This window comes from Flavobacterium gilvum, assembly GCF_001761465.1.
GTDB classification, from domain to species: domain Bacteria; phylum Bacteroidota; class Bacteroidia; order Flavobacteriales; family Flavobacteriaceae; genus Flavobacterium; species Flavobacterium gilvum.
The window spans coordinates 3,868,453-3,893,554 of record NZ_CP017479.1 but is presented as its reverse complement, the minus strand read 5'-3'; the positions used below and the strand labels follow the sequence as shown (position 1 = coordinate 3,893,554).

Below are 25,102 nucleotides of genomic sequence, written 5' to 3'. Positions count from 1 at the left end.
AAGATTTGCATTTTCTCGCAAAGTCGCAAAGGCGCAAAGTTTGGAGCCGATTTCTTTGCGTCTTTGCGACTTAGCGAGAGCTATATTTGAAAAAAACTTATCAAGAAATCCTTAATTTAATGACATTGGGATGGAAGTGGAGCTCTTTTTTTTTCTTTTTTGAGGGAAAAAATGTGGGAACGTACAGCCCGACCCGAAGTCTCGTGTTTTCGGACGAGAAAAATATTTTATTACAGAATATTATTTAACTAACCATAAAAACCAAAAATTGATTATGAATGCATTTTTAAAGAGGAGAAGAGGTTTGTTTCTCTTGTTTCTTTTGTCAACAGTTTTTTCATTTGCTCAGCGGCAAATGGAAAACTTGGATCGCGGAGTTGTTGCAATGAATCAAAACGGCAAATTTTTTATCAGTTGGCGTGTCTTAGGTACAGATTCGGATAATTTGGCCTTTAATTTATATCGAAAAAATGGAACAGGAAAAGCTATTTTGCTTAATGAAAAACCCATCAGCGGAGCAACAAATTTTGTTGATGAAAAAGCCAATCCAAAAGAGGCAAATACTTGGTTTGTAAAAACAGTTTTAAATGGAAAAGAAACAGAAACGAAAGGCGATTTTACAATTAATGCCAATGCTGAGGTTAAAGATTACCTATCGATTCCGATAAAACAAATACCGGGTTATATTCCGAATGATGTTTCGACCGGGGATTTGGACGGTGACGGAAAATATGATTTAGTTGTGCACATGACCGGAAAAGGGCATGATAATTCGCAACGAGGATTAACAGATCCGGCAGTTTTGCAAGCTTATACCTTGGATGGAAAATTTTTATGGAAAATAAATTTGGGAAAAAATATTCGCGAGGGAGCGCATTACACGCAATTTATGGTGTATGATTTGGACGGTGACGGCATGGCTGAAATTGTTTGTAAAACTGCCGACGGGAGTGTTGACGGACTTGGAAAAGTGATTGGCGACGCTTCCAAAGATTGGAGAGATACTGATGAAAAGTCTGGAACTTTTGGAAAGATTTTGAAAGGGCCTGAATATCTTTCGGTTTTTGAGGGCAAAACAGGAAAAATGATAACCACCGTTGATTACATTCCAGAGAGAGGAGATATTGGCGCTTGGGGCGGAAGAGGGGGCAACGGAAAAAATGATGCGAGCGGAAACAGAGTGGATCGTTTTACAGCTTGCGTGGCTTATTTGGATGGTGTGCATCCAAGTGTGGTGATGTGTCGCGGGTATTATGGCAGAACGGTTTTGGCAGCTTGGGATTTTAAAAACAAAAAACTGACTTCACGTTGGGTTTTTGATACAAAAGATGCAGCAAATCCATTCTCGGGAATGGGAAATCACGGGCTTTCGGTTACTGATGTCGATAATGACGGCAAAGACGAAATTGTTTACGGTTCGATGTGTGTTGACGATGATGGAAAAGGTTTATATACAACGGGATTCAGACACGGAGATGCTCTGCATGTTTCGGACCTTGTTCCCGAAATACCTGGACTGGAAGTGTTTGGGGTGCATGAAATAGAAGAAGGAACCAAAGGTCCGGGAGCTGTTTTGTTTTCGGCGGCTACGGGTAAGGTTTTGTTTAGGGATTCTGAAGATAATGATGTTGGGAGAGGTGTTGCCGATAATATTGATCCCACTAGAATCGGGGCGCAATTTTGGTGGTCCGGTTCTCCGGATTTGCATGATGCAAAAGGAGAGAAAATTGGAATCGCGCCAAGAGCAGCCAATTTTTTGATTTATTGGGATGGCGATGCTTCAAGAGAATTGCTTAATTCGAATTATATTGACAAATATAACGGTGGAAGGCTTTTCACGGCCGATGGTGCTGTGTCGAATAATGGCACCAAATCGACTCCGGCTCTTTCGGCTGATATTCTCGGAGATTGGAGAGAGGAACTGATACTCAGAAGCGCCGATAATACAGAATTACGTATTTATTCGACTACAATTCCAACCGAAATCAGACAATATACCCTGATGCATGATCCTCAATATCGTTTAAGTATCGCATGGCAAAATGTGGGCTACAATCAGCCACCGCATACTGGCTTTTATATGGGGTATGGCATGAAGTCTGCTCCTAAGCCTAATATTGTATTGGTGCCGTTGAAGAAGTAGTTATTAAGTTACTAAGATTCTAAGTTGCAAAGCTGCTAAGTTGCTAAGGTTTTCTTAGAGTCTTAGTAACTTAGCATCTTAGGAACTCTTAAATAGAATTTCTGTCTATAAAATTGAAAGGAACTTTTACTTGTCCTTTTTCTTTGTTGAGAATCATTCTGGCGGCGGTTTCTCCCATTACGTTAAAATCGGTTGAAATGACGGTTATTCCCAAAAGTTCTTTTAATGGAGTGTCATTGTAAGAGATAATTCCGATATCTTGCCCTAAAATGTATTCTTTGTCTCTCACTTGTTTTACCAGATTAACCAAGTCTGATTCTTCAATCGTGATGAATAAATCCCCTTTTTTAAGAATCATATCATCATAGACTTGATCCAGGACTTCAAAGTTTATTTCGTGTTCGATACAAAATTTTTTGAATCCGTGTAAAATTCTTCTGGGATAAGGGTAAACAGCCTTTTCTGGATAAACAAGGATTAATTTTTCGTATTTGGCAATCTTGGCAAGCCCTTCTTTTAAGGCATTGTAGATGTCGTTTTCAAAATCCTGATAAATAGAGATAATTTCGTCCTGCATCCCAATTTTTATATTATCCATTATGATAAGTTTTTCTTTTGGGATTTTTCGGATTGCTTTTACAACATCATCTGTATAGCTTTGGTGTTTTAGTTCTTCGGACTTGAAATGTGTTGTTATCACGTAATAATCATAAGCACCTTCAAATTTGTCCAATAAATTTAAAAATAAGGTTTCATCACAATGATAGATATGTAAATCGGTATGTGCATTTGCTCCCAAAGTATCAATAAACGCGCTGTATGTTTTCATTTTATACGAACTCAGTTTATTGAATAAAAACAAGATGTTTACTTTTGATTCCAGTTTTGTTCGAGTGATATAGTAGCCTTTTCCTCTGATAGAAGAAATTATTTTTCGCTCTTTCAAAATACTATAGGCTTTCTCGACAGTATCCCTCGAGATATAGAATTCTTCACTGAAACTATTAATTGACGGAATTTTTTGGTTGATTTTTAAATTACCATTGCTGATGTTGTACAGGATTGAATCTACAATTTGTTTGTATTTTGGAACCCTGGAATCATCATCGATTTTAATTAACTTAATCATATTCATGTTTTCGGAATTGTACTCATTAAATTAATGAATATTTCTTTTAGTAAACCCAGTATGGCCTAACGGACAACCAATGAATTGATATATTGCCAATAACAAAAACATCAGCCGGATTATGCAGATTCTTTTGTGCTCTTTTTTCTTATTTAATAAAAAGAGAAAATTAAGAATGACAAAATCATTACTATTCGGTTGCTAAAATAAAGATTTTAAATTTATATTATCATTATTATTTGATACTTATTTTAGATATTTTTCTAACATTGTGTTAAAACTTGATTCAAAAAAGGACAGTGCAGGATAGTTTTGTTTTTTACATTATATTATTTTACAAAACAGATTAACGAATAAATTAACCAAAAATTAAATAACAAAAATGGAATCATTACTGGGAATTATTTTTCACTCTATAGGAGGTTTTTCGTCAGGGAGTTTTTATATGCCTTTCAAAAAAGTGAAGGATTGGGCATGGGAGAGCTATTGGCTTGTAGGAGGTTTTTTCTCTTGGTTGATTGTGCCACCTTTGGCAGCTTATTTGACAATACCAAATTTCCCGGAAATAATTAGTGCCGCATCACCAACAATAAAAACTGTTGTTTATTTAATGGGACTTATCTGGGGTATCGGAGGGTTAACTTATGGATTGGGAGTTCGTTATCTGGGAATGTCATTGGGGAATTCGATTGTTTTGGGTTTCTGTTCCACTTTTGGAGCTTTGGTACCTTCTATTTATTATAATTTTTATCCAGCCGAAGGCAAAATTTCCTTTACCGATATGCTTGCCTCAACTGGCGGAAGACTTGTTTTGATCGGGGTTTTGGTTTGCGTTCTTGGAATAGCCATTTCGGGAAGAGCCGGGATTTTGAAAGAAAAAGATTTTGGGATGGAAGATGGTAATAATGAGCAGGAATTCAGTTTGGTAAAAGGACTTATTATCGCTGTTATATCTGGAATTTTGAGTTCATTTTTCAATTTCGGAATCGAAGCAGGAAAACCAATGGCAGAAGCAGCTGTTGTTCAAGGATGTAATCCGTTGTTTCAAAATAACGTAACATATATAGTGGTACTTTGGGGAGGACTAACCACCAATTTTATATGGTGTATGTATCTTAATTTTAAAAATAAAACCTTCAAAGATTATACCAATACCAAAACTCCGATTGCTAAGAATGTTACATTTTCTGCGATTGCTGGAACAATGTGGTTTTTGCAGTTTTTCTTTTATGGAATGGGAGAAAGCAAATTGGGTAACGGAGCCAGTTCTTGGATTCTGCATATGTCAACAATTATTTTGACAGCCAATTTTTGGGGCTTCTATTTGAAAGAATGGACAGGAGTTTCCAAAAAGACATTCAGTACGTTCCTTTTAGGCATCGGCTTAATCATGTTGTCGATAGTCTTGGTAGGAATTGGAAACTCATTATAATAGACATAAAAAACGATTTCAAATATAGATATGGAAAAAACGACTTTTCGACATGTAAGCTACCTTTGGGATGAAGCAAAAGCCGCGTCGTTGGCTGGAGATGAAGTAGCTCTTTTTATTTACCGCTCCAATTTATTGGGAGCTGATTTAAGATTAACAAACTACGGAGGTGGAAATACTTCGGTAAAAATAACAGACAAGGATCCGTTGACTGGAGCCGATTCAGAAGTAATGTGGATCAAAGGTTCGGGAGGAGACATTGGAACATTGACCAAATCGGGTTGTGCCGCACTTTATTTGGAGCGTTTGCGCAATCTGGAAAACGTGTACAGAGGAATTGAGTTTGAGGATGAAATGGTAGAATTGTTCAACCACTGTATCTTTGATTTGGCTTCCAAAGCTCCGTCAATCGACACGCCATTGCACGGTTTTCTGCCTTTCAAACACATCGACCACCTGCATCCGGATGCGGCCATTGCCATTGCGGCGGCCAAAGACGGAAAGAAAATCACCGAAGAACTTTTTAACGGAGAAATCGGCTGGGTAGGCTGGCAGCGTCCGGGCTTTGACTTGGGACTTCAGCTAAGAGCCTGTCTGGAAGAAGCAGCGAAAAACGGAAAAAAATTAAAAGGAATCATGCTGGGCTCCCACGGATTGTTTACTTGGGGAGACACAGCCTATGAAAGCTATATTAACACGCTTGAAGTAATCGAAAAGTGTGCCGAATACTTGGAGAGCAACTACGGAAAAACACGACCTGTTTTTGGTGGGCAAAAAATACAAAGTCTAGCCGAGGCTGACAGAAAACTAAAAGCGGCCAAAGTAGCTCCTATTTTGAGAGGTTTCTGCTCATCGGAACGTCAAATGATCGGTCATTATACCGATGATGCGAGAGTTTTGGAATTCATCAATTCAAACGACCTTTCAAAACTGGCCCCATTGGGAACTTCTTGTCCAGATCACTTTTTGAGAACCAAAATCAGCCCGCTGGTATTGGAGTTGGATCCAAACGAAGATTTGTCGGATGTAGCGGCGGTAAAAGCCAAACTGGCTCCGGCCTTTGAAGCCTACCGTGCAATGTACAAAGACTATTACAACGCCTGCAAAAAATCGAACTCACCAGCCATGCGTGACCCGAATCCGGTGGTGATTTTATACCCGGGAGTGGGAATGTTCACTTTTGCAAAAGACAAAACAATGGCCAGATTGGCATCGGAATATTATGTTAATGCGGTGAATGTGATGAAAGGAGCCGAAGCGGTTTCGGAGTACACTTCATTGCCGCATCAGGAAGCTTTCGATATCGAATATTGGTTGTTGGAAGAAGCCAAACTGCAGCGTATGCCAAAACCGAAAGCCCTCTCGGGAAGAATCGCTTTGGTGACAGGCTCAGGAGGCGGAATCGGAAAAGCAATTGCCAAGAAATTTGCTGAGGAAGGTGCCTGTGTTATCCTGAATGATATCGACGCGGAGCGTTTGCAGGGAACTTTTGAAGAATTTACCAAAAAATTCGGAAAGGATGCCGTAGCCAGCACTTTGTTGAATGTTACCGATACGGATAGCACGGTAAATGCATTGGATAATGCGAGCCTTGCATTTGGAGGCGTAGATATCCTGGTGAACAACGCCGGAATCAGTATTTCCAAATCGATAGCCGAACATACTCTGGAAGAATGGGACAGACTGTATGATATTTTGGTAAAAGGACAATTTATTGTTTCCAAAGCCGGAATCGAAGTAATGCGCAAACAGGGCTTTGGTGGAGATATTGTAAACATCGTTTCGAAAAACGCGGTAGTTGCAGGACCAAACAATCCAGGTTACGGATCGGCCAAAGCTGCTCAGGCACACCTGACGCGTTTGATGGCAGCCGAATTGGGAGCGGACAAAATCCGTGTGAACACGGTAAATCCGGATGCAGTAATCTCGGATTCTAATATCTGGTCTGGAGGATGGGCCGAGGGACGTGCTAAAGCGTATGGCATCACGGTGGCAGAATTGCCGGCCTATTACGCCAAACGCACTTTATTGAATGAAATTATATTGCCGGATGACATTGCAAATGCTTGTTTTGCATTCGTAGGCGGCTTGTTGGGTAAATCAACAGGAAATGCCCTGAATGTAGACGGCGGCGTGGCCATGGGCTTTTACAGATAATAGTATAATTAGGTTTTGGTTAAACAAAGTGGTTTTTGTTATCTAACGTCCGACATTGTCGGGCGTTGGATTTTTTAGTATAACCAATAAGAATCTTTTTTTTAGACAAAAAAATAAGATTAATCATTTTTGAATAAGCAGAAAAATAAATAGTAAGTCAAACCGGAGTTCTATACTACCTTTAAACTCCATAAAGCGTAAATATTATGATAATAGGATCAAACAATATAGAGTCTCATAATGAGCAGTCATTAAAAAAACATCAAAATAAATTGGTTTTTACTGTATCAGAAATTGCAGAATCGGAAGCCATTATTAAAAAACTGATTGATTTTCAGATCGCTATTCCTTCATGGGCACTAGGGACAGGAGGAACCAGATTTGGGCGTTTTGCCGGAGGCGGGGAACCTCGTTCTTTGGAAGAAAAAATTGAAGATGTAGGCTTATTACATGCTTTGAATAATTCTTCTGGAGCAATTTCTTTGCATATTCCATGGGATATCCCAACAGATCATAATGCCATAAAAACATTGGCAGCACAACATAACTTGAAATTTGATGCAGTTAATTCCAATACTTTTCAGGATCAGAATAATCAAGAGCATACGTATAAATATGGTTCATTGCAAAATGTAAACAAAGCTGTACGTAAACAGGCTGTTGCACACAATATCGAAGTGATTCAGCAAGGTATCGCTTTGGGGTCGGAGTCATTGACTGTTTGGCTGGCTGATGGATCTTCTTTCCCAGGACAATTAAATTTCCGTAAAGCGTATCAAAACACATTAGAAAGTTTGGAAGAAATCTACGCTGCTTTGCCTTCTAACTGGAAATTATTTTTAGAATACAAATGTGCTGAACCAAATTTTTATTCGACTACAGTTGCAGATTGGGGACAATCCTATTCTTATGTGAAAAAATTAGGAGAGAAAGCACAAACTTTGGTTGACTTAGGACATCATTTGCCAAATGCAAATATTGAGCAAATTGTTTCTTTATTGCTGATGGAAGGAAAATTAGGTGGATTCCACTTTAATGATTCCAAATATGGAGATGACGATTTAACGGCTGGGGCTTTAAAACCATATCAATTATTTTTGATTTTCAATGAATTGGTTGAAGGTATGGATGCTCGTGGAATGAATCACGCCAAAGATTTGGGATGGATGATTGATGCTTCTCACAATATTAAAGATCCGTTGGAAGATTTATTGCAATCTGTTGAAGCGATTATGATTGCTTATGCACAGGCACTTTCTGTAGACAGAAAAGCGTTGGCAATTGCGCAAGAGGAAAATGATGTGGTTAGAGCACAAGAAATTCTGCAAAATGCTTTCCGTACAGATGTTCGTGCATTGGTAGCCGAAGCCCGTTTGCGTTCTGGAGCGGCATTGAATCCGGTGGAATTGTATCGCGGTCTTGACGTTAGAAGAAATCTAATTGACGAAAGAGGATTAAAAACAATGGCCACAGGCTTATAATTTAATTATGAATTATTAATTATGAATTATGAGTTGTTAGCTTGTTGATGTTAAACTATTTGGCAAAAAAAGCATAATTCTGTAAATCATAATTCATAACTCATAATTCTGTAAATCATAATTCATAATTAATAATTCACAATTAACTAAATGAATGTAGTTGCCATTTTTGATATTGGAAAAACCAATAAAAAAGTTTTTTTGTTCAACGAAAAATATGAAATCGTTTGGGAGAAATCTGTGAATTTTGAAGAGACAGTCGATGAAGACGGTTTTCCCTGCGAGAATATAGTGTTGCTCAAAAACTGGATGTTGGAACAATTATCAGAGATAAAAAGTTTGACAAACTATGTCCTGAAAGCAGTCAATTTTAGTACTTATGGAGCTAGTTTTGTTTATGTCGACAAGGATGGAAATCCGTTAACGCCTTTGTATAATTATTTGAAAGAGTATCCAGAAGCGTTAAAAGACGAATTTTATAATAAATACAAAGGAAAACAAGTATTTGCCTTGAAAACGGCTTCCCCGGTGTTAGGAAGCCTAAATTCGGGGATGCAAATTTACAGGCTCAAAGAAGAACAACCAGAGGTATTCACAAAAGTAAAATACTGTTTGCATTTGCCTCAATACCTTAGTTCGATCCTTACGGGCGAGTTTTTTACCGATATAACCAGTGTTGGGTGTCATACGAATCTTTGGAATTTTCGTAAGATGAAGTATCACAAATGGCTTAAAAAAGAAAATATAATTGATAGGATTCCGCCATTTCATTATGGGAAAGATACCATTAAAACAAAAGATGGTTTATTAGTAGGCGGAGGACTGCACGACAGTTCTTCGGCCATAATTCCTTATACAGCAAATTTTACAGAACCTTTTGTTTTGTTATCTACTGGGACCTGGAGTATTTCGCTAAATCCGTTCAATAATAAGGAACTGACTTTTGATGAATTGGAAGCAGATTGTTTGTGTTACCTTCAATACATTGAAAAACCAGTTAAGGCAGCTCGTTTATTCTCTGGGAATGTACACGAAGTTCAAACCAAAAGGCTGGCAGAGCATTTTAATGTGCCAATTGATGCCTACAAGGAGGTTTATTATGATAAAAAGATTACGGCAAGTTTACGAGCCATAAATTATTCGATAGTTTTTTCAAAAAAAACCAATTCGGGAGTACTAAGCGAATGTGTTTTTGAGAAAAGAAACCTTTCCGATTTTAAAAGCTATGATATTGCGTATCACCAATTAATGTTGGATTTGGTAGAGCAACAGGTCAATTCTACAAATTTGATTATTCATAATAGTCCCGTGAAAAAGATTTTTGTAGACGGAGGTTTTAGCAAAAATTCCCTTTTTATGAATTTACTTGCAGAGGCTTATCCTGAAATGGAAGTGTATGCCGCATCAATGGCGCAGGCAAGTGCTTTGGGTGCAGCTTTGGCAATTCATGATAGTTGGAATACAAAACCTATTCAGAATGATTTAATTGATTTGAAATTTTTCAAACATTAAGAACTATGTCAGTAGGACTATTTATACCTTGTTATGTAAACCAATTTTACCCAAAAGTAGGAATTGCTACTTATGAATTATTGAAAAAATTGGGATGTACTGTTGAGTTTCCGCTTGATCAAACTTGTTGCGGACAGCCTATGGCCAATAGTGGCTATGAGCATTTAACCAAAGGCTGCGATAAAAATTTTATAGATAATTTTTCTAAATACGATTATATCGTTTGTCCTTCGGGAAGTTGTGTGTTGCATGTAAAAGAGCATTTGCATGACGAAAACAGAGAAGAATTGGCTTCAAAAATGCGAAAAGGAGTTTACGAATTAACAGAGTTTATTACCGATGTTTTGAAAGTCGAAAGCATTGAAGGGAATTTTCCGCATAGAGTTGGAATTCACCAAAGTTGCCATGGACAACGCGGTTTAAAGCTTTCGCAAATGACGGAATTAAATGCACCTTTTTTCTCTAAGCCGGCTCAACTATTAAGCAAAATAAAATCTATTGATTTGGTTTCTTTATCAAGAAAAGATGAATGTTGTGGTTTTGGAGGAACTTTTTGTGTAACCGAAGAAGCAGTTTCTGTAAAAATGGGACAAGACCGTATAAAAGACCACGAAAATAAAGGAGTTGATTATATAACCGGAGTAGATATGTCGTGTTTGATGCATTTGGACGGTATTTTGAAAAGGCAAAAAAGTCCAATAAAAACGATACATATCGCCGAAATTTTAAATTCGGGAACTGTATAATTGAAACCCTTTTTTTAAACTAAAAAAAATAATGATGAAAAAGATAAGCCTGTTTCTACTAGTATTCCTGTCCATTTTTTTTTGGTCATTTGATAAAAATCAACCCTCAGTACCTTTTACGGAAGTAGTAGTTAAAGCACCTTTTGAGATGCCTGTTATCAAAATTCCTGATTTTAGCAAATGCAGGAAATTTTCAATAGTTGAATTTGGTGCAGTTCCCGGAGATAAAGTTAAGATTTCGAATGCCATAAATAAGGCAATTGACAAAGCCAATAAAATAGGGGGAGGCATTGTGGTTATTCCTAAAGGAGAATGGCTAACGGGGAAAATTCATTTTAAAAGTAATGTGAATTTACATTTGGAGAAAGGCGCTGTTTTACTTTTTTCCGAAAACCCAAATGATTATCTGCCTGCTGTTAACAGTACTTGGGAAGGCTATGAATGTCTTAATTATTCGCCATTGGTTTATGCGTATCAGTGCAAGAACATAGCCATAACGGGAGAAGGCGAGCTGAAAGCAAAAATGGATGTTTGGACAGAATGGTTTAAACGCCCCAAAGCCCACATGGAAAGTCTTAAACGCCTGTACTATCTTGCCTCTTATAATAAACCGATGAAAGAGCGGATGATGGTTAATGATTCCGCTCACATGCGCCCACAATTTATTCAGTTTAACCGTTGTTCTAATATTTTGATGGATGGGATTTCGATTACCAATAGCCCATTTTGGACCATTCATCCTTTCTTATCCAAAGATGTTGTGCTTAGAAATCTGAAAGTGTATGCGCATGGTCATAACAACGACGGGGTAGATCCGGAGATGAGCCAGAACGTGTTAATCGAAAATTGTGTTTTTGACCAAGGAGACGACGCGATTGCAATAAAATCGGGATGCGGAAAAAATGCATGGCTATTAAATACACCATCAAAAAATATTGTTATCCGAAATTGTACCGTCAAAAACGGACATCAATTGGTCGCCATTGGGAGTGAATTATCAGGTGGGGTAGAAAATGTTTTTATTGATAACTGTAATGTTGTTGATGGGGCAAAACTGAATCATTTGTTATATATAAAAACCAATGAGCGCAGAGGAGGATTTGTAAACAATATTTACATGACCAATGTTACTTCGGGTAAAATTGACCAGGGAATACTTGGAATCGAAACCGATGTTTTGTACCAATGGAGAGATTTGGTTCCAACAATTGAACGAAAACTTACTCCAATAAAAAATATACATCTAGAAAATGTAAGTGCTACCAATGTGAAATTTATTTCGAGAGTTTTGGGACAAAAAGAACTTCCGGTAGAAAATGTTTTTCTGAAAAATGTTAAAGCTTCCGAAATTCGTGAGAAAAATTATATTGACGAAAACCTTTTGAATTTTGTAAATAATTAAAGAACAACGTAAAAAAGAATAGTAAAGGTAGCCATTCTTTTTAACTAAAATTACGCAATAGGCCACGGATGTGCTTCGCCAATTCGCTATCGCTCGGGTCACAGATTAAACGGATAATCACAGATTTTTTTTAGACTGTCATTATGAATTTTAAAATCTGCGAAAATCTGCGAAAATCTGCAAAATCTGCAAAATCTGCGTGAAAAAATCTATAAAACTCTAATGCGGATTCTAGGTATAATTTGTAAATAACAAAAAAGATGTCTTCAAAAAAAATAATAGAACACAGTGAAGCAGCCACTCGTTTTAATAAAGACGGAAATCGTGTGGATTGGCATGATGAAACACTTTGGTTTGTTCGGGAGAAGCGGGATAAGGCCGCCCACCAAATTCCGGAATGGGAATTGTTGAGGGAAACGGCGTCCAAAATAAAGAACAATGTTCTTTCGAATATTCATGATTATCTAATAGAATTTGAAGCGAATGCCCTAAAAAACGGCATCATTGTACATTGGGCAGCCGATGGAAAAGAACACAATGAAATAGTGCATTCTATAATGGAAAAGCACGGTGTAAAGCAGATGGTTAAATCCAAATCAATGCTTACCGAAGAATGTCACCTGAATGAATATTTAATCGAAAAAGGGATTGATATAATCGATACCGATTTGGGTGAACGAATTGTCCAGCTTCGACAAGAGCCACCAAGTCATATTGTTTTGCCGGCGATTCATCTTAAAAAAGAAGATGTAAGTGCTACTTTTCACGAACACCTTGGAACCGAAGCAGGAAATAACGATCCGCAGTATTTAACCGAAGCCGCGAGATTACATCTCAGGGATACCTTCTTGACGAGAAAAGTAGCTTTGACAGGAGTAAATTTTGCCGTTGCCGAAACAGGTGAATTTGTAGTGTGCACCAATGAAGGAAATGCCGACATGGGAGCGCATCTTGCCGATGTTCACATTGCCTGCATGGGATTTGAAAAATTGATTCCGCAACGCAAACACCTCGGTGTTTTTCTGAGATTATTAGCCAGAAGCGCCACAGGACAGCCCATTACGACTTTCTCCAGTCATTTTAAAAAACCTAGAGTAGGACAGGAAATGCACATTGTTATTGTCGATAATGGCAGAACGACTCAATTGGGCAGAGAAGATTTCAGGAATTCGTTGAAATGCATCCGTTGTGGAGCATGTATGAATACTTGTCCGGTTTATAGACGCAGTGGAGGACACAGTTATCATAATGCGGTTGCGGGACCTATCGGTTCTATTTTGGCTCCGAATTTGGATATGAGTAAAAATGCCGATTTGCCTTTTGCAAGTACACTCTGCGGTTCGTGTACCAATGTGTGCCCTGTAAAGATTGATATTCATGACCAATTGTACAAATGGCGTCAGGTATTGGTAAAAGAAGGACATACACCAATGGCAAAAACCGTTGCAATGAACACAATGGCTACCGTTTTGGCAAGTCCTACCGTATTTAATTTAGCCGGAAAAATGGGCAAATTTGTTATGAAAAATGTACCTGGGATGGTTAATAATGGTTTGAACAAATGGTACGATAACAGAGAAATGCCAGAAGTTCCAGAGGAATCATTCAGAGATTGGTACAAGAAAAATTCAAGGGAATCAAAAGAGAAAAACAATGAGTAGTAAAGCTGCAATATTACAAAAAGTAAGACAAAATCAGCCAGCAGTCGTTAGCGAATTGCCCGATTTGAACGTTTTGGGGCAAGAGACTTTTGAGATAATCGAAAAGTACAAGACCGTTTTGAAAGGTATTGGAGGAGATTTTGTTGAAGTTTCAGATTATCAGGAGATAATCGACTTTGTAAAGAAAAATTATGCTGTAGATAAAAGAATAATCACGACTATTCCGGAATTGGAAGAAATTGCAAAAACAGATTGGTTTACTGTTGATCCACATTCGTTGGAAGATGTAGAATTGACTTTGCTTAAAGCTCATTTTGGCGTTGCCGAAAACTCAGCACTTTGGGTTACCGATGCTATTTTGGGGCAAAGGGTTTCGGCTTTTATACCACAATATTTAGCCATTGTTGTAAATAAAAAAGATATTGTGCCCACAATGCACCAGGCTTATGAACGTATCGGAAATCAGGAATACGGTTTCGGAACTTTTATCGCAGGACCATCAAAAACTGCCGATATAGAGCAATCTCTTGTGTTGGGAGCGCATGGCGCAAGAGGATTGGTTGTTTTTTTATTGGATTAGAATCCGAATATTTAATTATAGAAAGAGAAAAATTTGAAAGCAGATTTTAGACTAGATAAACGCGTAATTGTTGTTACAGGTGGAACCGGAATATTAGGAGGAGCATTTGTAGAAGGAATTGCTGAGGCAGGTGGAGTTGTTTGTATTTTGGGTCGAAATGAAAAAGTTGCCAACGAAAAGGTAAATCAAATCAAAGAGCAGGGAGGGGAAGCACTTGCTTTAATTGCCGATGTGACCAATGAAAGCGATTTAATCAAAGCTCGAGATTTGGTGCTTTCAAAATTTGGAAAAATTGATGGATTGGTGAATGCAGCCGGAGGTAATATTCCCGACGCAATTGTTCAGCCGGATCAGGATATTTTTCAGCTGAATATGGAAGCTTTTCATCAAGTTTTGAATCTGAATTTATTTGGTACAGTTTTGCCAACACAAGTTTTTGGGGCTGTAATGAAAAACAATCCAGAAGGAGGTAGTATTGTAAATATTTCATCGGTGGCTACGGAACAGGCGATGACCAAAGTTTTGGGTTATAGTTTGGCAAAATCTGCGATTGATTCGTACACGAAAAATTTTGCTGTTGAACTTTGCAGGCGCCATGGTGATAAGATAAGAATGAATTCAATTTCGCCCGGCGTTTTTTTAACGGAACAAAATCGTACTCTTGTGACAAATCCAGATGGTAGCTTGACTGACAGAGGAAATTCAATTATTCAAAATGTCCCTTTCGCCCGTTTTGGTAAGCCCCAAGAATTGATAGGTGCGCTGATTTGGCTATTGAGTGATGCCTCAAAATTTGTTACAGGTTCAAAAGTAACTATTGATGGAGGGTTTACTATTTATAGTGGAGTTTAAAATTTTTATAGAGAATGATAGTGTAGGTTGTTCTTTTTGAATAACTTAAAAAATATTGTAATCGGTCTGAATTGAAATTTTTCAATTCAGACCGATTTTTTTGTTTGAAGAGCCATTGTATTTTTATATTTGTAAAAAGCACACTAAATAAAAAGAAAGTTTTGTTTTGTTAATTTAAGTACCTTTGTAACTGTTTTTTTTGTAGAGATTTTATATTGAGGAGTTTATGTTTTTTTAATGTATTATTTGTTATTTTATATTAAACTTTTTAATAAATCTCAAGTCTTAAAACGGCTATTTGTTTACGAACACATTTTGTTTTTTGGAAAAATGTGACGGATGATGATGGTTTTTTTTTATTTGTTTTTGCCCCCCAAATTTACATTAAATTAAATTTTATCTATGATTAAAAAAATACTTATTGTTGATGACCATTTTATTGTCAGGTCAGGAATGTCCCTTTTATTGGAAAACGAAATAGATGGAATTCAGGTTTTTGGAGTTAATGATTTTCCGGAAGCAATCACTGAATTGGAAAAAAGTTTTTTTGATTTGGTAATATTGGATATCAATTTACCAGGTGGAAAAAAATACTACATGATTGACGATTTGAGAGCATTGCAAAAAGATGTTAAGATATTGATTTTTTCGGCCCATGAAGAAGACATTTATGCTTTTCGTTATATTCAGGCCGGTGCCAATGGGTATCTGAATAAACTTAGTCAAAGTGATACTATCGTAAAAGCTGTAAAGGCTGTTCTGGAAGTAGGAAAATATATTTCTGCCGATATTCTGGATAAGTTTATATCTTTTTCACAAAATAAAAAAGAAAATAGAAATCCGTTGGAAGAACTTACCCAACGTGAATTTGAAATTGCTGAACTTCTTGTAAAAGGGTATGGAAATCTGGAAATTGCAAATGAGCTTGATATTAAAATGACAACAGTAAGTACCCACAAATTGAATATTTTTAAAAAAGCGCAAATAACCAACATTATAGAATTATCAGAATTATTTAAAAAATTTACGCTCTGATTAATTCAAATCTGTAATAATTTCAATTCTTGCTCCTTGGCGGTTTTCGTTGTAAAATTTTAAATCGCCATTGAGTATTTGAATTAATTCTATAATCATAAGTAATCCCATGCCACCATTTTTTAGCATTAATTTTTCGGTAGATTGTTGATTACTTAATTGATTGTAGTAGATTAAATCTTCCTCTTTAAACCCTTTTCCGGTATCTTCCACGGCGAGATATAATTTTTTATTTTCGATATAACTGTATATCCTTACTGTTCCTTTTTCGGTGTTTTTGATTGCGTTGTCCAGAATATTGTGGAGGATAACAGATAGTATTTCTTTGTTTATATTTGTAGTATAATATTCGTCAATTTCGTTAATCAAAATAGTGCTAGAAGCTTCTGCAATTTCATTAAATAAGTTGCATTTTTGTTCTACCAATTCTTTTAGTTTATAGCCTGTATTTTCAGAGGTTTTGTCCCCAAAGAATATTTTGGAATAGGTAAGCAGACTATCAATATAATTGAATAATTGAAGGGTTGAAGAATATACAGACTTTGTATTTTTTTTTAATTTTTCGTTATCACATTTTTTTGATTCTTCATATATATATTTATTGGTAATAGCCAGATACTTCAACGGACTTTTAATATCGTGGCTGATCGTTCCAATTAGTTTTTTGTGTTGTACAATTTCTGTAGATAATTCGTTTTTAGTTTTCTCAAGGTCTTCAATAATCTCCCTTAATTCTTCTTTTTTACTTATTAGATCTTTTTCTGAGAGAATCATTTTTTTTAATGTAATAACGTAATAGATGCTTGTACTGCTGATAATTAATAGTATAAAAAATATATTTATAACAATCAGATTGTCTTTTATCTCGCGGGTGCCATCGCCGACAATATTAGAAAATCGATTTGCGGCTACGCTCAGACTTTCACATATTTGACTGATTTTTGTAGAAAGTTCATGTTTCTTTTTCTCATCTAATTTTTTGGACTTAATTTTTTCATTTATTTCAATACCTATTTTATGGAGTTGATTTACAGATTTATCTGCTACTTCCCACTCGGAAATTGCTTTCTTAAGAAATGGAACCGAGCTAAAATTTTTAAACACCCAAATTAAATCATCCAAATCTCTTTCCCGGTTTTGACCAGCTCTAAATCCTTTTTTTGCTATGCTGTCATTTAGGTTTTTTGTTAAGGCAGTGCGTGCCAATTGATCCCCCAAAGGAATATTTAAGGCTTTGTTAAACGATTCCCAGTTTTTATTGTTTTCAGTGTATAAATAAGTTATTAAATAGCGGGATGCCATGTTTTGTCCCTTTGAGTAATGTGATTCTCCATTAACATATGCCCTAGAGGCCGACAAAATTCTAATTGTTATATAGTTTATGATGATTAATGAACTGCATGAAAAAAATAAGATAGCATAAAGAAGTATGATATTGTGATTTTTGGAATTTATTGCTTTTGTGATTGGGGCCATATTTTATTTTGTTTGGAATGTAATTTAATAAAATTTATATGCTTCTTCTTAAAAAAATATTATTTTATTACGAAAGTTTGTGTTTTTAATGGTAAAAATGGAATAATCAATTTTTATATGTGAAAATTAAAATAACCAGTTGGGTGTAATTACTTCGTCAGTTCGCCCTTCGGTCTCGGGTCACATAGATTACTATGTGAGAAGCGAAACGGTTATCTAGCTGTTTAAAAAAACTCTAAATTCTATGCCGCGGTATTGTAAAAAACAATTATATCCAATGCATTAAAATAGTTTTTGTTTTCTAATAAAGCACATTATAATTCATACAAAAATCCCTTTTGATTTTGATATAGACAAAATGCTTGTTTTGGAATTGAAATCAAATTTTTTATTTATTCAGCTTTAATTTTTTTCTGAATAATGATCTCTCCTTTGATCATTTTGATAATTTGGAAAAATGTTTAATTGTAAGGATTATCCCTGTGTATTTACTTCGTTATTGGTTTTTTTCTTTTTTTTCTTCTAGAATTAATTCTATGTTCTTGTCGGTTTTTGTCTACATGAATTTTGTTGAAATCGTTTTTTAAAACTTTAATTTTACTAAAGTGATAAATTTTAAGCTTATATTTTAAATATTGCTTATAAAGTTTGTTAATATTTTGAGACTTAAACAAGCCTAATAAGTGGTTTTTTTTCGCCTCAAAAATGTAATAGAGTTCTGTATCTGTTTCATTTAAAAAAATTTAACCCCCACGTTTATGGAAAAAAAATACCCAAATCTTCCTTTTAATCTAACTGTTTTTTCAATTGTTTCATCACAAGCTTTATTCAAAAGAATATTGCTTTTAATGACTTTTTATTTGTGTTCGACAACAATTATTTCGGCACAATGCAATTCAGATGTACCTATTCCTTTTATTGAAAGTACTTTTGGTGGTCTGACTGCAACGAGCAGTATTAGTGGAGTGTGTGTTTGTACAGCTCTTAATGAACCCAGGTTGATAGATGCCAATTTGAATAATTTTGCAACAGCGGTGGTAGCTGTTGGCGCAATAGGGACAGAAAATTTGAGGGTAACAGATACAAACACAGATTATCTGGCGGGTACTTATGCAGGTTTTAAAATCAATACGGGAGGATTGCTGAATGTAAATTTGCTGGGATCAATAACAATCACTACTTATTTGAATGGAGTTGAAAAGGAATCGGTAACTGGGGCTTCGCTTTTGGGAGTGGGGCTACTTAACGGTTCAAGCAATGATTATGTTGTGGGATTTAATACGAAACAAAGTTTTGATGCTATTGAAATTTCTGTTGGAGGCTTGGTTAGTTTATTGAATACTGTAAATGTGTATTACCCTGTAATTCGAAATTATTGTGCGGGACCGGCTTTGATTTGCAATACGGCTACTGCAATGAATTTGCCAGTATATCCAGTTAGTTTGGAACCTTCACATACAGGTGTTTCAGGAGTGAGTATTGGAAATATTTATGATGGCGAAAATGTCATTAGTTCCAATACAAACGATTTTGCAACAATATCTTTGACGGCAGGAGTTTTAGCCACTGGAAATATTTCGGTAAAAGACCAACTTACCGATTATCCGGTGGGTACTTATGCCGGTTTTGAAATTGAAAACACAAGTTTACTAAATGTTTCGGCTTTGGGTAATGTAACCGTTACCACTTATCTTGATGGAGTTGCAAAACAAATAATTTCAGGAAATAATTTAGTAGCGACCGGAACTTTGTTAAATTCATCAGGACGATACAAAGTTGGTTTTGTGTCAACGACTTCTTTTGACGAAGTTCAGATTTCGATAAATCAAACTTTAGGAGTGAATTTAGGATCAACCAAAGTTTACGGTGCAGTTTTTGAGAATTTTTGTGCAGGTCCTGATTTAGTTTGTAACACGCAAACCGGAATGGTGGCACCAACTTATCCAGTTTATATCAATGCCGCAAATACTGGTATTGAAGGGGTAGCCTGTCTGCTTTGTTCAGTAAAAAATGCTGAAAATTTAATCGATCAAACACCTTCAAATTATGCCGAAATTAATTTGACTGCTGGTGTTCTGGCCTCGGGAAGCATTTCTGTAAAAGATCAGATAAAAGATTATCCGATAGGTTCTTTCGTAGGTTTTACGGTTGAAAATCCTGCATTATTAAGCGTTAATGCTCTGGATGCTATTACAATAACAACTTATCTTGATGGTGTGCCGCAGGAAATTAAAGCGGGGAATACGGCTTTGGCTACGGTTGGTACAAATCTTTTGGTGGGAACCAGTCCACAGACTATTGGTTTTATTGCCACAAAATCTTTTGACGAAGCCCGAATTACGATTGCCAATACAGCATCTGTAAATTTGGGAATCGTAAGAGTGTATCAGGCTGTTTTTGAAAAGTTGTGTCCCGTAACTTTAGAATGTAACAAGACTTATTCGTTAACAAATCCAACTTTTCCGGTAATTATTGATAGTAATAAAACAGGTGTTCAAGGAGTAGCTTGTGTGTCTTGTGCTGTCAATGATACCAATAATGTATTGACAGCAAGCACTACCGATTTTGCCAGAATTATGGTTACGGCAGGAGTAATTGCCCCGGCTTCAATCGCGGTTCTGGATCAATTATCAACTTATCCAGCGGGTACTATTGCAGGATTTACAATACGAGACAGGAATAGTTTACTTCAGTTGGATTTATTTAATTCTTTGACTATTTCTACTTATTTAGATGGAGTCCTTCAGGAATCAAGAAGCGCTTCAAATATAATAAACCTTAATTTATTGACATCTTTTGGCACCGGTGCTGGAATGTATAATGTAGGTTTCAGGGCAACAAAATCTTTTGATGAAATTAGGATTACCGTTGGATCACTTGCAAGTGTTATAAATGATATTAATGTTTATGGTGCATTTGTTAATACATCGGGCACAAGCGGTGGAACATTATTTTGCGCTGTTATCGATGCTATAGATGATAATTTTCCTCCAATTGCAGGGGCTTCTGGTGATTCGAATATCGGGAATGTGTTGACAAATGATACATTAAGCGGAAATCCAGCAACAATCAGTGATGTAAATTTAGCAGTATTGACTCCAGCTGTACCATTGACTGTTGGAGCATCGGTGCCTTCAATAGATATTGCTACTGGAGTAGTAAGTGTTCCTGCGGGAACTCCAGCTGGGAATTACTCAATTACATATCAAATTTGTTACAAGCTGAATTCATTGACTTGTGATACAGCCACAGTAAACATAGTGGTAACGGCGGCTACAATTAATGCAGAAGATGACACTAATACAACAACAATTTACGGAAATGTTGGAGGGAATCCGGGAATCAATGTGTATGCCAATGATACTACTGTAGGAGGAGTTTTGATAAATCCATCAGATGTAACATTGAGTTCAACTCCAAACGGGCCATTAACGGTAAATGCAGACGGAAGCGTTACGGTTGCGCCAAATACCCCTGCCGGAACTTATACTGTAACTTATACTATTTGTGAAAACTTAAACGGATCCAATTGTGATTCGGCTACGGTTACGGTATTGGTATCGGCAGTTCCAATTGATGCAGTAAATGATAATAACAACACTGCTCCCATAATTTACGGTAATGTTGGAGGAAATGCAGGAATCAATGTTTATGCCAATGATACGTTGAACGGAGTATTGGTAAATCCATCAGATGTGATTTTTGGTTCATCTCCAAACGGTCCTTTAACGGTAAATGCAGACGGAAGCGTAACGGTTGCACCAAATACACCTGCAGGAACTTATACAGTAGATTATACTATTTGCGAAAAATTAAATTCGGCCAACAATTGCGATACGGCTACAGTGACCGTAGTTGTATCGGCGGCAGTTGTTGATGCGGTTGTAGATACCAATACATTGCCGGTTTATGGAAATGTTGGCGGCAACACAGATATTAATGTTTATGCTAATGATACGCTGAACGGAGTATTGATAAATCCATCAGATTTTACGCTGATTTCAACACCAACTAGTATATTAACAATAAACCCAGACGGAAGCGTAACGGTTGCACCAAAAACGCCTGCAGGAACTTATTCTGTAGATTATACCATTTGCGAAAAATTAAATTCGACCAACAATTGCGATACGGCTACAGTGACCGTAGTTGTATCGAAGGCAGTTGTTGATGCGGTTGTAGATACCAATACATTGCCAGTTTATGGAAATGTTGGTGGCAACACAGATATTAATGTTCTTGCCAATGATACACAAAACGGAGTTCCAGTTAATCGATTAGATGTGACATTGACTTCAACACCAACTAGTATATTGACAATAAACCCAGACGGAAGCGTAACGGTTGCACCAAATACACCTGCGGGAAGCTACACGATAGATTATACTATTTGCGAAAAATTAAACCTAACAACAAACTGCGATACGGCTACAGTGACCGTAGTTGTATCGGCGGCAGTTGTTGATGCAGTGGTGGATACCAATACATTGCCAGTTTATGGAAATGTTGGTGGCAACACAGATATTAATGTTTATGCTAATGATACGCTGAACGGAGTATTGATAAATCCATCAGATTTTACGCTGACTTCAACACCAACTAGCCAATTAAAGGTAAACACAGACGGAAGCGTTACGGTTGCACCAAATACACCTGTTGGAACTTATTCTGTAGATTATACCATTTGCGAAAAATTAAACCTAACAACAAACTGCGATACAGCTACAGTGACCGTTGTTGTATCGGCGGCAGTTGTTGATGCAGTGGTAGATACCAATACATTGCCAGTTTACGGAAACGTTGGTGGCAACACTGGAATCAATGTTCTTGCCAACGATACACAAAACGGAGTTCCGGTTAATCCATTAGATGTGACATTGATTTCAACACCAACTAGTATATTGACAATAAACCCAGACGGAAGCGTAACGGTTGCATCAAATACACCTGTTGGAACTTATTCTGTAGATTATACCATTTGCGAAAAATTAAACTCTACAACAAACTGCGACACAGCTACAGTGACAGTAGTTGTATCGGCGGCAGTTGTTGATGCGGTGGTGGATACCAATACATTGCCAGTTTATGGAAACGTTGGTGGCAACACTGGAATCAATGTTCTTGCCAACGATACACAAAACGGGGTTCCGGTTAATCCATTAGATGTGACATTGACTTCAACACCAAATGGTCCATTAACAATAAACCCAGACGGAAGCGTAACGGTTGCACCAAATACGCCTGCAGGAACTTATTCTGTAGATTATACTATTTGCGAAAAATTAAACTCTACAACAAACTGTGACACAGCTACTGTGACAGTGGCGGTATCTTTTCCAAGTATTGCTGTTGTAAAGACATCAGTTGTGGGCGGAACCGGAAAAGTGGGCGATTTGGTTACTTACACTTTCACAGTGACCAATACAGGCGACACAACTTTGAACGGTATTGTTATCAATGATGCTTTGACTAATAGTGTGAATTTGTCTGTAACTCCAAGTACTTTGGTACCAAATGGCATTGGAACTGCAACATCGACCTATATAATTAAACAATCAGATATTGATGCAGGGAAAATAACTAATAGTGCTACCGTAACAGGAACTATTCCAACAGGCGGAACAGTTACAGATATATCAGGGACAACGATAACAGACAATACTCCAACAGTAACCACTTTGACAACAAGTCCAAGCATTGCCGTTGTAAAAACATCGGTAGTCGGCGGAACCGGAAAGGTGGGCGATGTAGTGACTTATACTTTTACGGTGACCAATACAGGAAATACTACTTTAAGTAATATTGTCATAAATGATGTATTGACTAATACAGTCAATAAAGTGGTAACTGTAGGGAACTTAGCTCCAAATGCTACAGCGACAACTACAGTAACTTATATTATTAAGCAATCAGATATTGATGCAGGGAAAATAACCAATAGCGCTACCGTAACAGGAACCACGCCAGCGGGCGGAACAGTTACTGATATTTCTGGAACAGCAATAACAAACGATACGCCAACGGTAACCACTTTGACAACAAGTCCAAGCATTGCCGTTGTAAAAACATCGGTCGTGGGCACAACCATTAAAGTGGGAGACAAAGTGACTTATACATTCACGGTGACCAACACAGGAAATACAACTTTAAACAATATTGTAATTAATGATGCTTTAACGAATACCGTGAATCTGGCGGTAACTCCAAGTACTTTGGCACCAAACTCCATTGGAACTGCAACATCGACTTATATTATTAAGCAATCAGATATTGATGCCGGACAAATAACCAATAGTGCTACTGTAATAGGAACTATTCCAACTGGCGGGACGGTTACAGATATATCGGGAACTGCCGTTAACAATGACAACCCAACTATAACTACATTGAATACAAATTCGGCGATTTCAATTATGAAAGAAGGCACTTATGAGGACAAAAATAAAGATGGAATTGCCAATGTTGGTGATGTTATTAATTACTCTTTCACGGTAACAAATACAGGGAATGTTTCTTTGCATAATATTACGATACAGGACAATAATGTTACTACAGTAAAAGGTACTTTGAGTTCGCTTTCAGTCGGTGCTTCCGATAGTGTTGCGTTCTCGGCGGTGTATTCTATTACCGATGCCGATATTGTATCGGGCTATGTTTATAATTCGGCCATAATTTCGGCTCTATCTTCTGCAAATGCAAAAGTTACAGCTGTATCTACAGATCCAACTCCTTGTATTCAATGTCCGGTGCTCTCTAATTGTTTGACGTGTACAATAACTGCAATTCCTCAGGCTCCTTCGATTGCTATTATTAAAAAAGGTGTTTTCAGAGATGAAAATGGAGATGGTTATGCAGAGATTGGAGAGACAATCGATTATTCATTTACCATAATGAACACAGGGAATTTGCCACTTACAAATGTAACACTTACTGATGCTTTAGTGGGAATTGTAATTTCTGGTGGACCAATAAACCTAGCGGTTGGAGCAACAGATACAACAACTTTTAAAGCGACTTATCATGTAACTCAGCAAGATGTTGTAAAGGGTTCTGTAACCAATCAAGCGATAATAAAAGGGTTTACTCCGACGGGTGCACAAGTTACCGATTTGTCAGATGATGATAGCCCTTTGCAAGACGATCCTACAGTTTTGGAAATCGATGGTTGTACTCTTGAAGTATTTAATGCTGTATCTCCGGATGGTGACGGATTGAACGATATTTTCCGTATTCGAGGAATTGAATGTTATCCAAAAAACTCGGTTCAAGTATTTAACCGTTGGGGGGTTAAGGTATATGAGGCCGAAGGATATAATAATGATACTGTTGCTTTTAAAGGATATTCCGAAGGTAGGGTAACTGTTAATAAATCAGAAGGATTGCCTACTGGAACTTATTTTTATGTTATTAAGTACGAAGATTTTAGCGGTGCTGGAATTGATAAATCGGGTTATCTGAATATAAGCCGAAATTAATTTTAAAATTTTCAACCCAAC

At 36.9% G+C, this 25,102-nt stretch carries 14 protein-coding genes; 12 read left to right on the top strand and 2 right to left on the bottom strand.

Annotation, left to right across the window (positions count from 1 at the left end):
• Positions 1–274 precede the first annotated feature (274 nt).
• On the top strand, positions 275–2,143 hold the full coding sequence (locus EM308_RS15755) for a rhamnogalacturonan lyase (RefSeq protein WP_035635837.1): 1,869 nt from the start codon (positions 275–277) through the stop codon (positions 2,141–2,143).
• Positions 2,144–2,231: 88 nt separating this feature from the next.
• On the opposite strand, the gene EM308_RS15750 is transcribed toward EM308_RS15755, so the two are convergent.
• Positions 2,232–3,272, bottom strand: coding sequence for a GntR family transcriptional regulator (locus tag EM308_RS15750; RefSeq protein ID WP_035635870.1), 1,041 nt, complete (start codon positions 3,270–3,272; stop codon positions 2,232–2,234).
• 382 nt (positions 3,273–3,654) lie between these two features.
• Here EM308_RS15750 and rhaT point away from each other — a divergent pair, with 382 nt between their 5' ends.
• From rhaT to EM308_RS15700, 10 genes are all read left to right on the top strand, one after another.
• Positions 3,655–4,704, top strand: coding sequence for an L-rhamnose/proton symporter RhaT (gene rhaT, locus EM308_RS15745; protein WP_035635835.1), 1,050 nt, complete (start codon positions 3,655–3,657; stop codon positions 4,702–4,704).
• A gap of 30 nt (positions 4,705–4,734) precedes the next feature.
• The gene (locus EM308_RS15740) at positions 4,735–6,861 is read left to right on the top strand and encodes a bifunctional aldolase/short-chain dehydrogenase (protein WP_070261878.1); all 2,127 of its coding nucleotides are present in this window, start codon (positions 4,735–4,737) and stop codon (positions 6,859–6,861) included.
• Between the two features lie 206 nt (positions 6,862–7,067).
• Entirely contained in the window at positions 7,068–8,342 is a 1,275-nt protein-coding gene (locus EM308_RS15735) for a TIM barrel protein (protein WP_035635794.1), read from the top strand.
• Positions 8,343–8,492: 150 nt separating this feature from the next.
• A complete protein-coding gene (locus tag EM308_RS15730; protein ID WP_035635791.1) occupies positions 8,493–9,854 on the top strand; it encodes an FGGY-family carbohydrate kinase in 1,362 nt (453 codons plus the stop codon).
• 5 nt (positions 9,855–9,859) lie between these two features.
• Positions 9,860–10,600, top strand: a complete 741-nt coding sequence (locus tag EM308_RS15725; RefSeq protein ID WP_035635789.1) for a (Fe-S)-binding protein — start codon at positions 9,860–9,862, stop codon at positions 10,598–10,600.
• Positions 10,601–10,631: 31 nt separating this feature from the next.
• A complete protein-coding gene (locus EM308_RS15720; protein ID WP_231559995.1) occupies positions 10,632–12,002 on the top strand; it encodes a glycoside hydrolase family 28 protein in 1,371 nt (456 codons plus the stop codon).
• 260 nt (positions 12,003–12,262) lie between these two features.
• On the top strand, positions 12,263–13,663 hold the full coding sequence (locus EM308_RS15715) for a lactate utilization protein B (RefSeq protein WP_035635785.1): 1,401 nt from the start codon (positions 12,263–12,265) through the stop codon (positions 13,661–13,663).
• Complete coding sequence (locus EM308_RS15710; RefSeq protein WP_035635783.1) at positions 13,656–14,243, top strand: LutC/YkgG family protein; 588 nt, start codon at positions 13,656–13,658, stop codon at positions 14,241–14,243. Before EM308_RS15715 ends, EM308_RS15710 begins: the two co-directional genes overlap by 8 nt.
• A gap of 33 nt (positions 14,244–14,276) precedes the next feature.
• Positions 14,277–15,095 carry an SDR family oxidoreductase gene (locus EM308_RS15705; RefSeq protein WP_035635781.1) on the top strand — a complete coding sequence of 273 codons (819 nt, stop codon included), beginning with the start codon at positions 14,277–14,279 and terminating at the stop codon, positions 15,093–15,095.
• Between the two features lie 402 nt (positions 15,096–15,497).
• Complete coding sequence (locus EM308_RS15700) at positions 15,498–16,130, top strand: response regulator (protein ID WP_051877709.1); 633 nt, start codon at positions 15,498–15,500, stop codon at positions 16,128–16,130.
• Here the strand turns inward: EM308_RS15700 and EM308_RS15695 are convergent, their stop codons facing one another.
• Positions 16,131–17,432 carry a sensor histidine kinase gene (locus tag EM308_RS15695; RefSeq protein ID WP_197056117.1) on the bottom strand — a complete coding sequence of 434 codons (1,302 nt, stop codon included), beginning with the start codon at positions 17,430–17,432 and terminating at the stop codon, positions 16,131–16,133.
• A 932-nt stretch (positions 17,433–18,364) separates the two neighbouring features.
• Between EM308_RS15695 and EM308_RS15690 the strand changes: the two genes are divergently transcribed.
• Complete coding sequence (locus EM308_RS15690; protein ID WP_051877708.1) at positions 18,365–25,081, top strand: DUF7507 domain-containing protein; 6,717 nt, start codon at positions 18,365–18,367, stop codon at positions 25,079–25,081.
• Positions 25,082–25,102 lie beyond the last annotated feature (21 nt).

Coding starts and splice junctions, on each gene's coding strand:
- EM308_RS15755 (WP_035635837.1), top strand. CDS start 275: ATGAATGCATTTTTAAAGAGGAGAAGAGGTTTGTTTCTCTTGTTTCTT.
- EM308_RS15750 (WP_035635870.1), bottom strand. CDS start 3,272: ATGATTAAGTTAATTAAAATCGATGATGATTCCAGGGTTCCAAAATAC.
- rhaT (WP_035635835.1), top strand. CDS start 3,655: ATGGAATCATTACTGGGAATTATTTTTCACTCTATAGGAGGTTTTTCG.
- EM308_RS15740 (WP_070261878.1), top strand. CDS start 4,735: ATGGAAAAAACGACTTTTCGACATGTAAGCTACCTTTGGGATGAAGCA.
- EM308_RS15735 (WP_035635794.1), top strand. CDS start 7,068: ATGATAATAGGATCAAACAATATAGAGTCTCATAATGAGCAGTCATTA.
- EM308_RS15730 (WP_035635791.1), top strand. CDS start 8,493: ATGAATGTAGTTGCCATTTTTGATATTGGAAAAACCAATAAAAAAGTT.
- EM308_RS15725 (WP_035635789.1), top strand. CDS start 9,860: ATGTCAGTAGGACTATTTATACCTTGTTATGTAAACCAATTTTACCCA.
- EM308_RS15720 (WP_231559995.1), top strand. CDS start 10,632: ATGATGAAAAAGATAAGCCTGTTTCTACTAGTATTCCTGTCCATTTTT.
- EM308_RS15715 (WP_035635785.1), top strand. CDS start 12,263: ATGTCTTCAAAAAAAATAATAGAACACAGTGAAGCAGCCACTCGTTTT.
- EM308_RS15710 (WP_035635783.1), top strand. CDS start 13,656: ATGAGTAGTAAAGCTGCAATATTACAAAAAGTAAGACAAAATCAGCCA.
- EM308_RS15700 (WP_051877709.1), top strand. CDS start 15,498: ATGATTAAAAAAATACTTATTGTTGATGACCATTTTATTGTCAGGTCA.
- EM308_RS15695 (WP_197056117.1), bottom strand. CDS start 17,432: ATGGCATCCCGCTATTTAATAACTTATTTATACACTGAAAACAATAAA.
- EM308_RS15690 (WP_051877708.1), top strand. CDS start 18,365: ATGGAAAAAAAATACCCAAATCTTCCTTTTAATCTAACTGTTTTTTCA.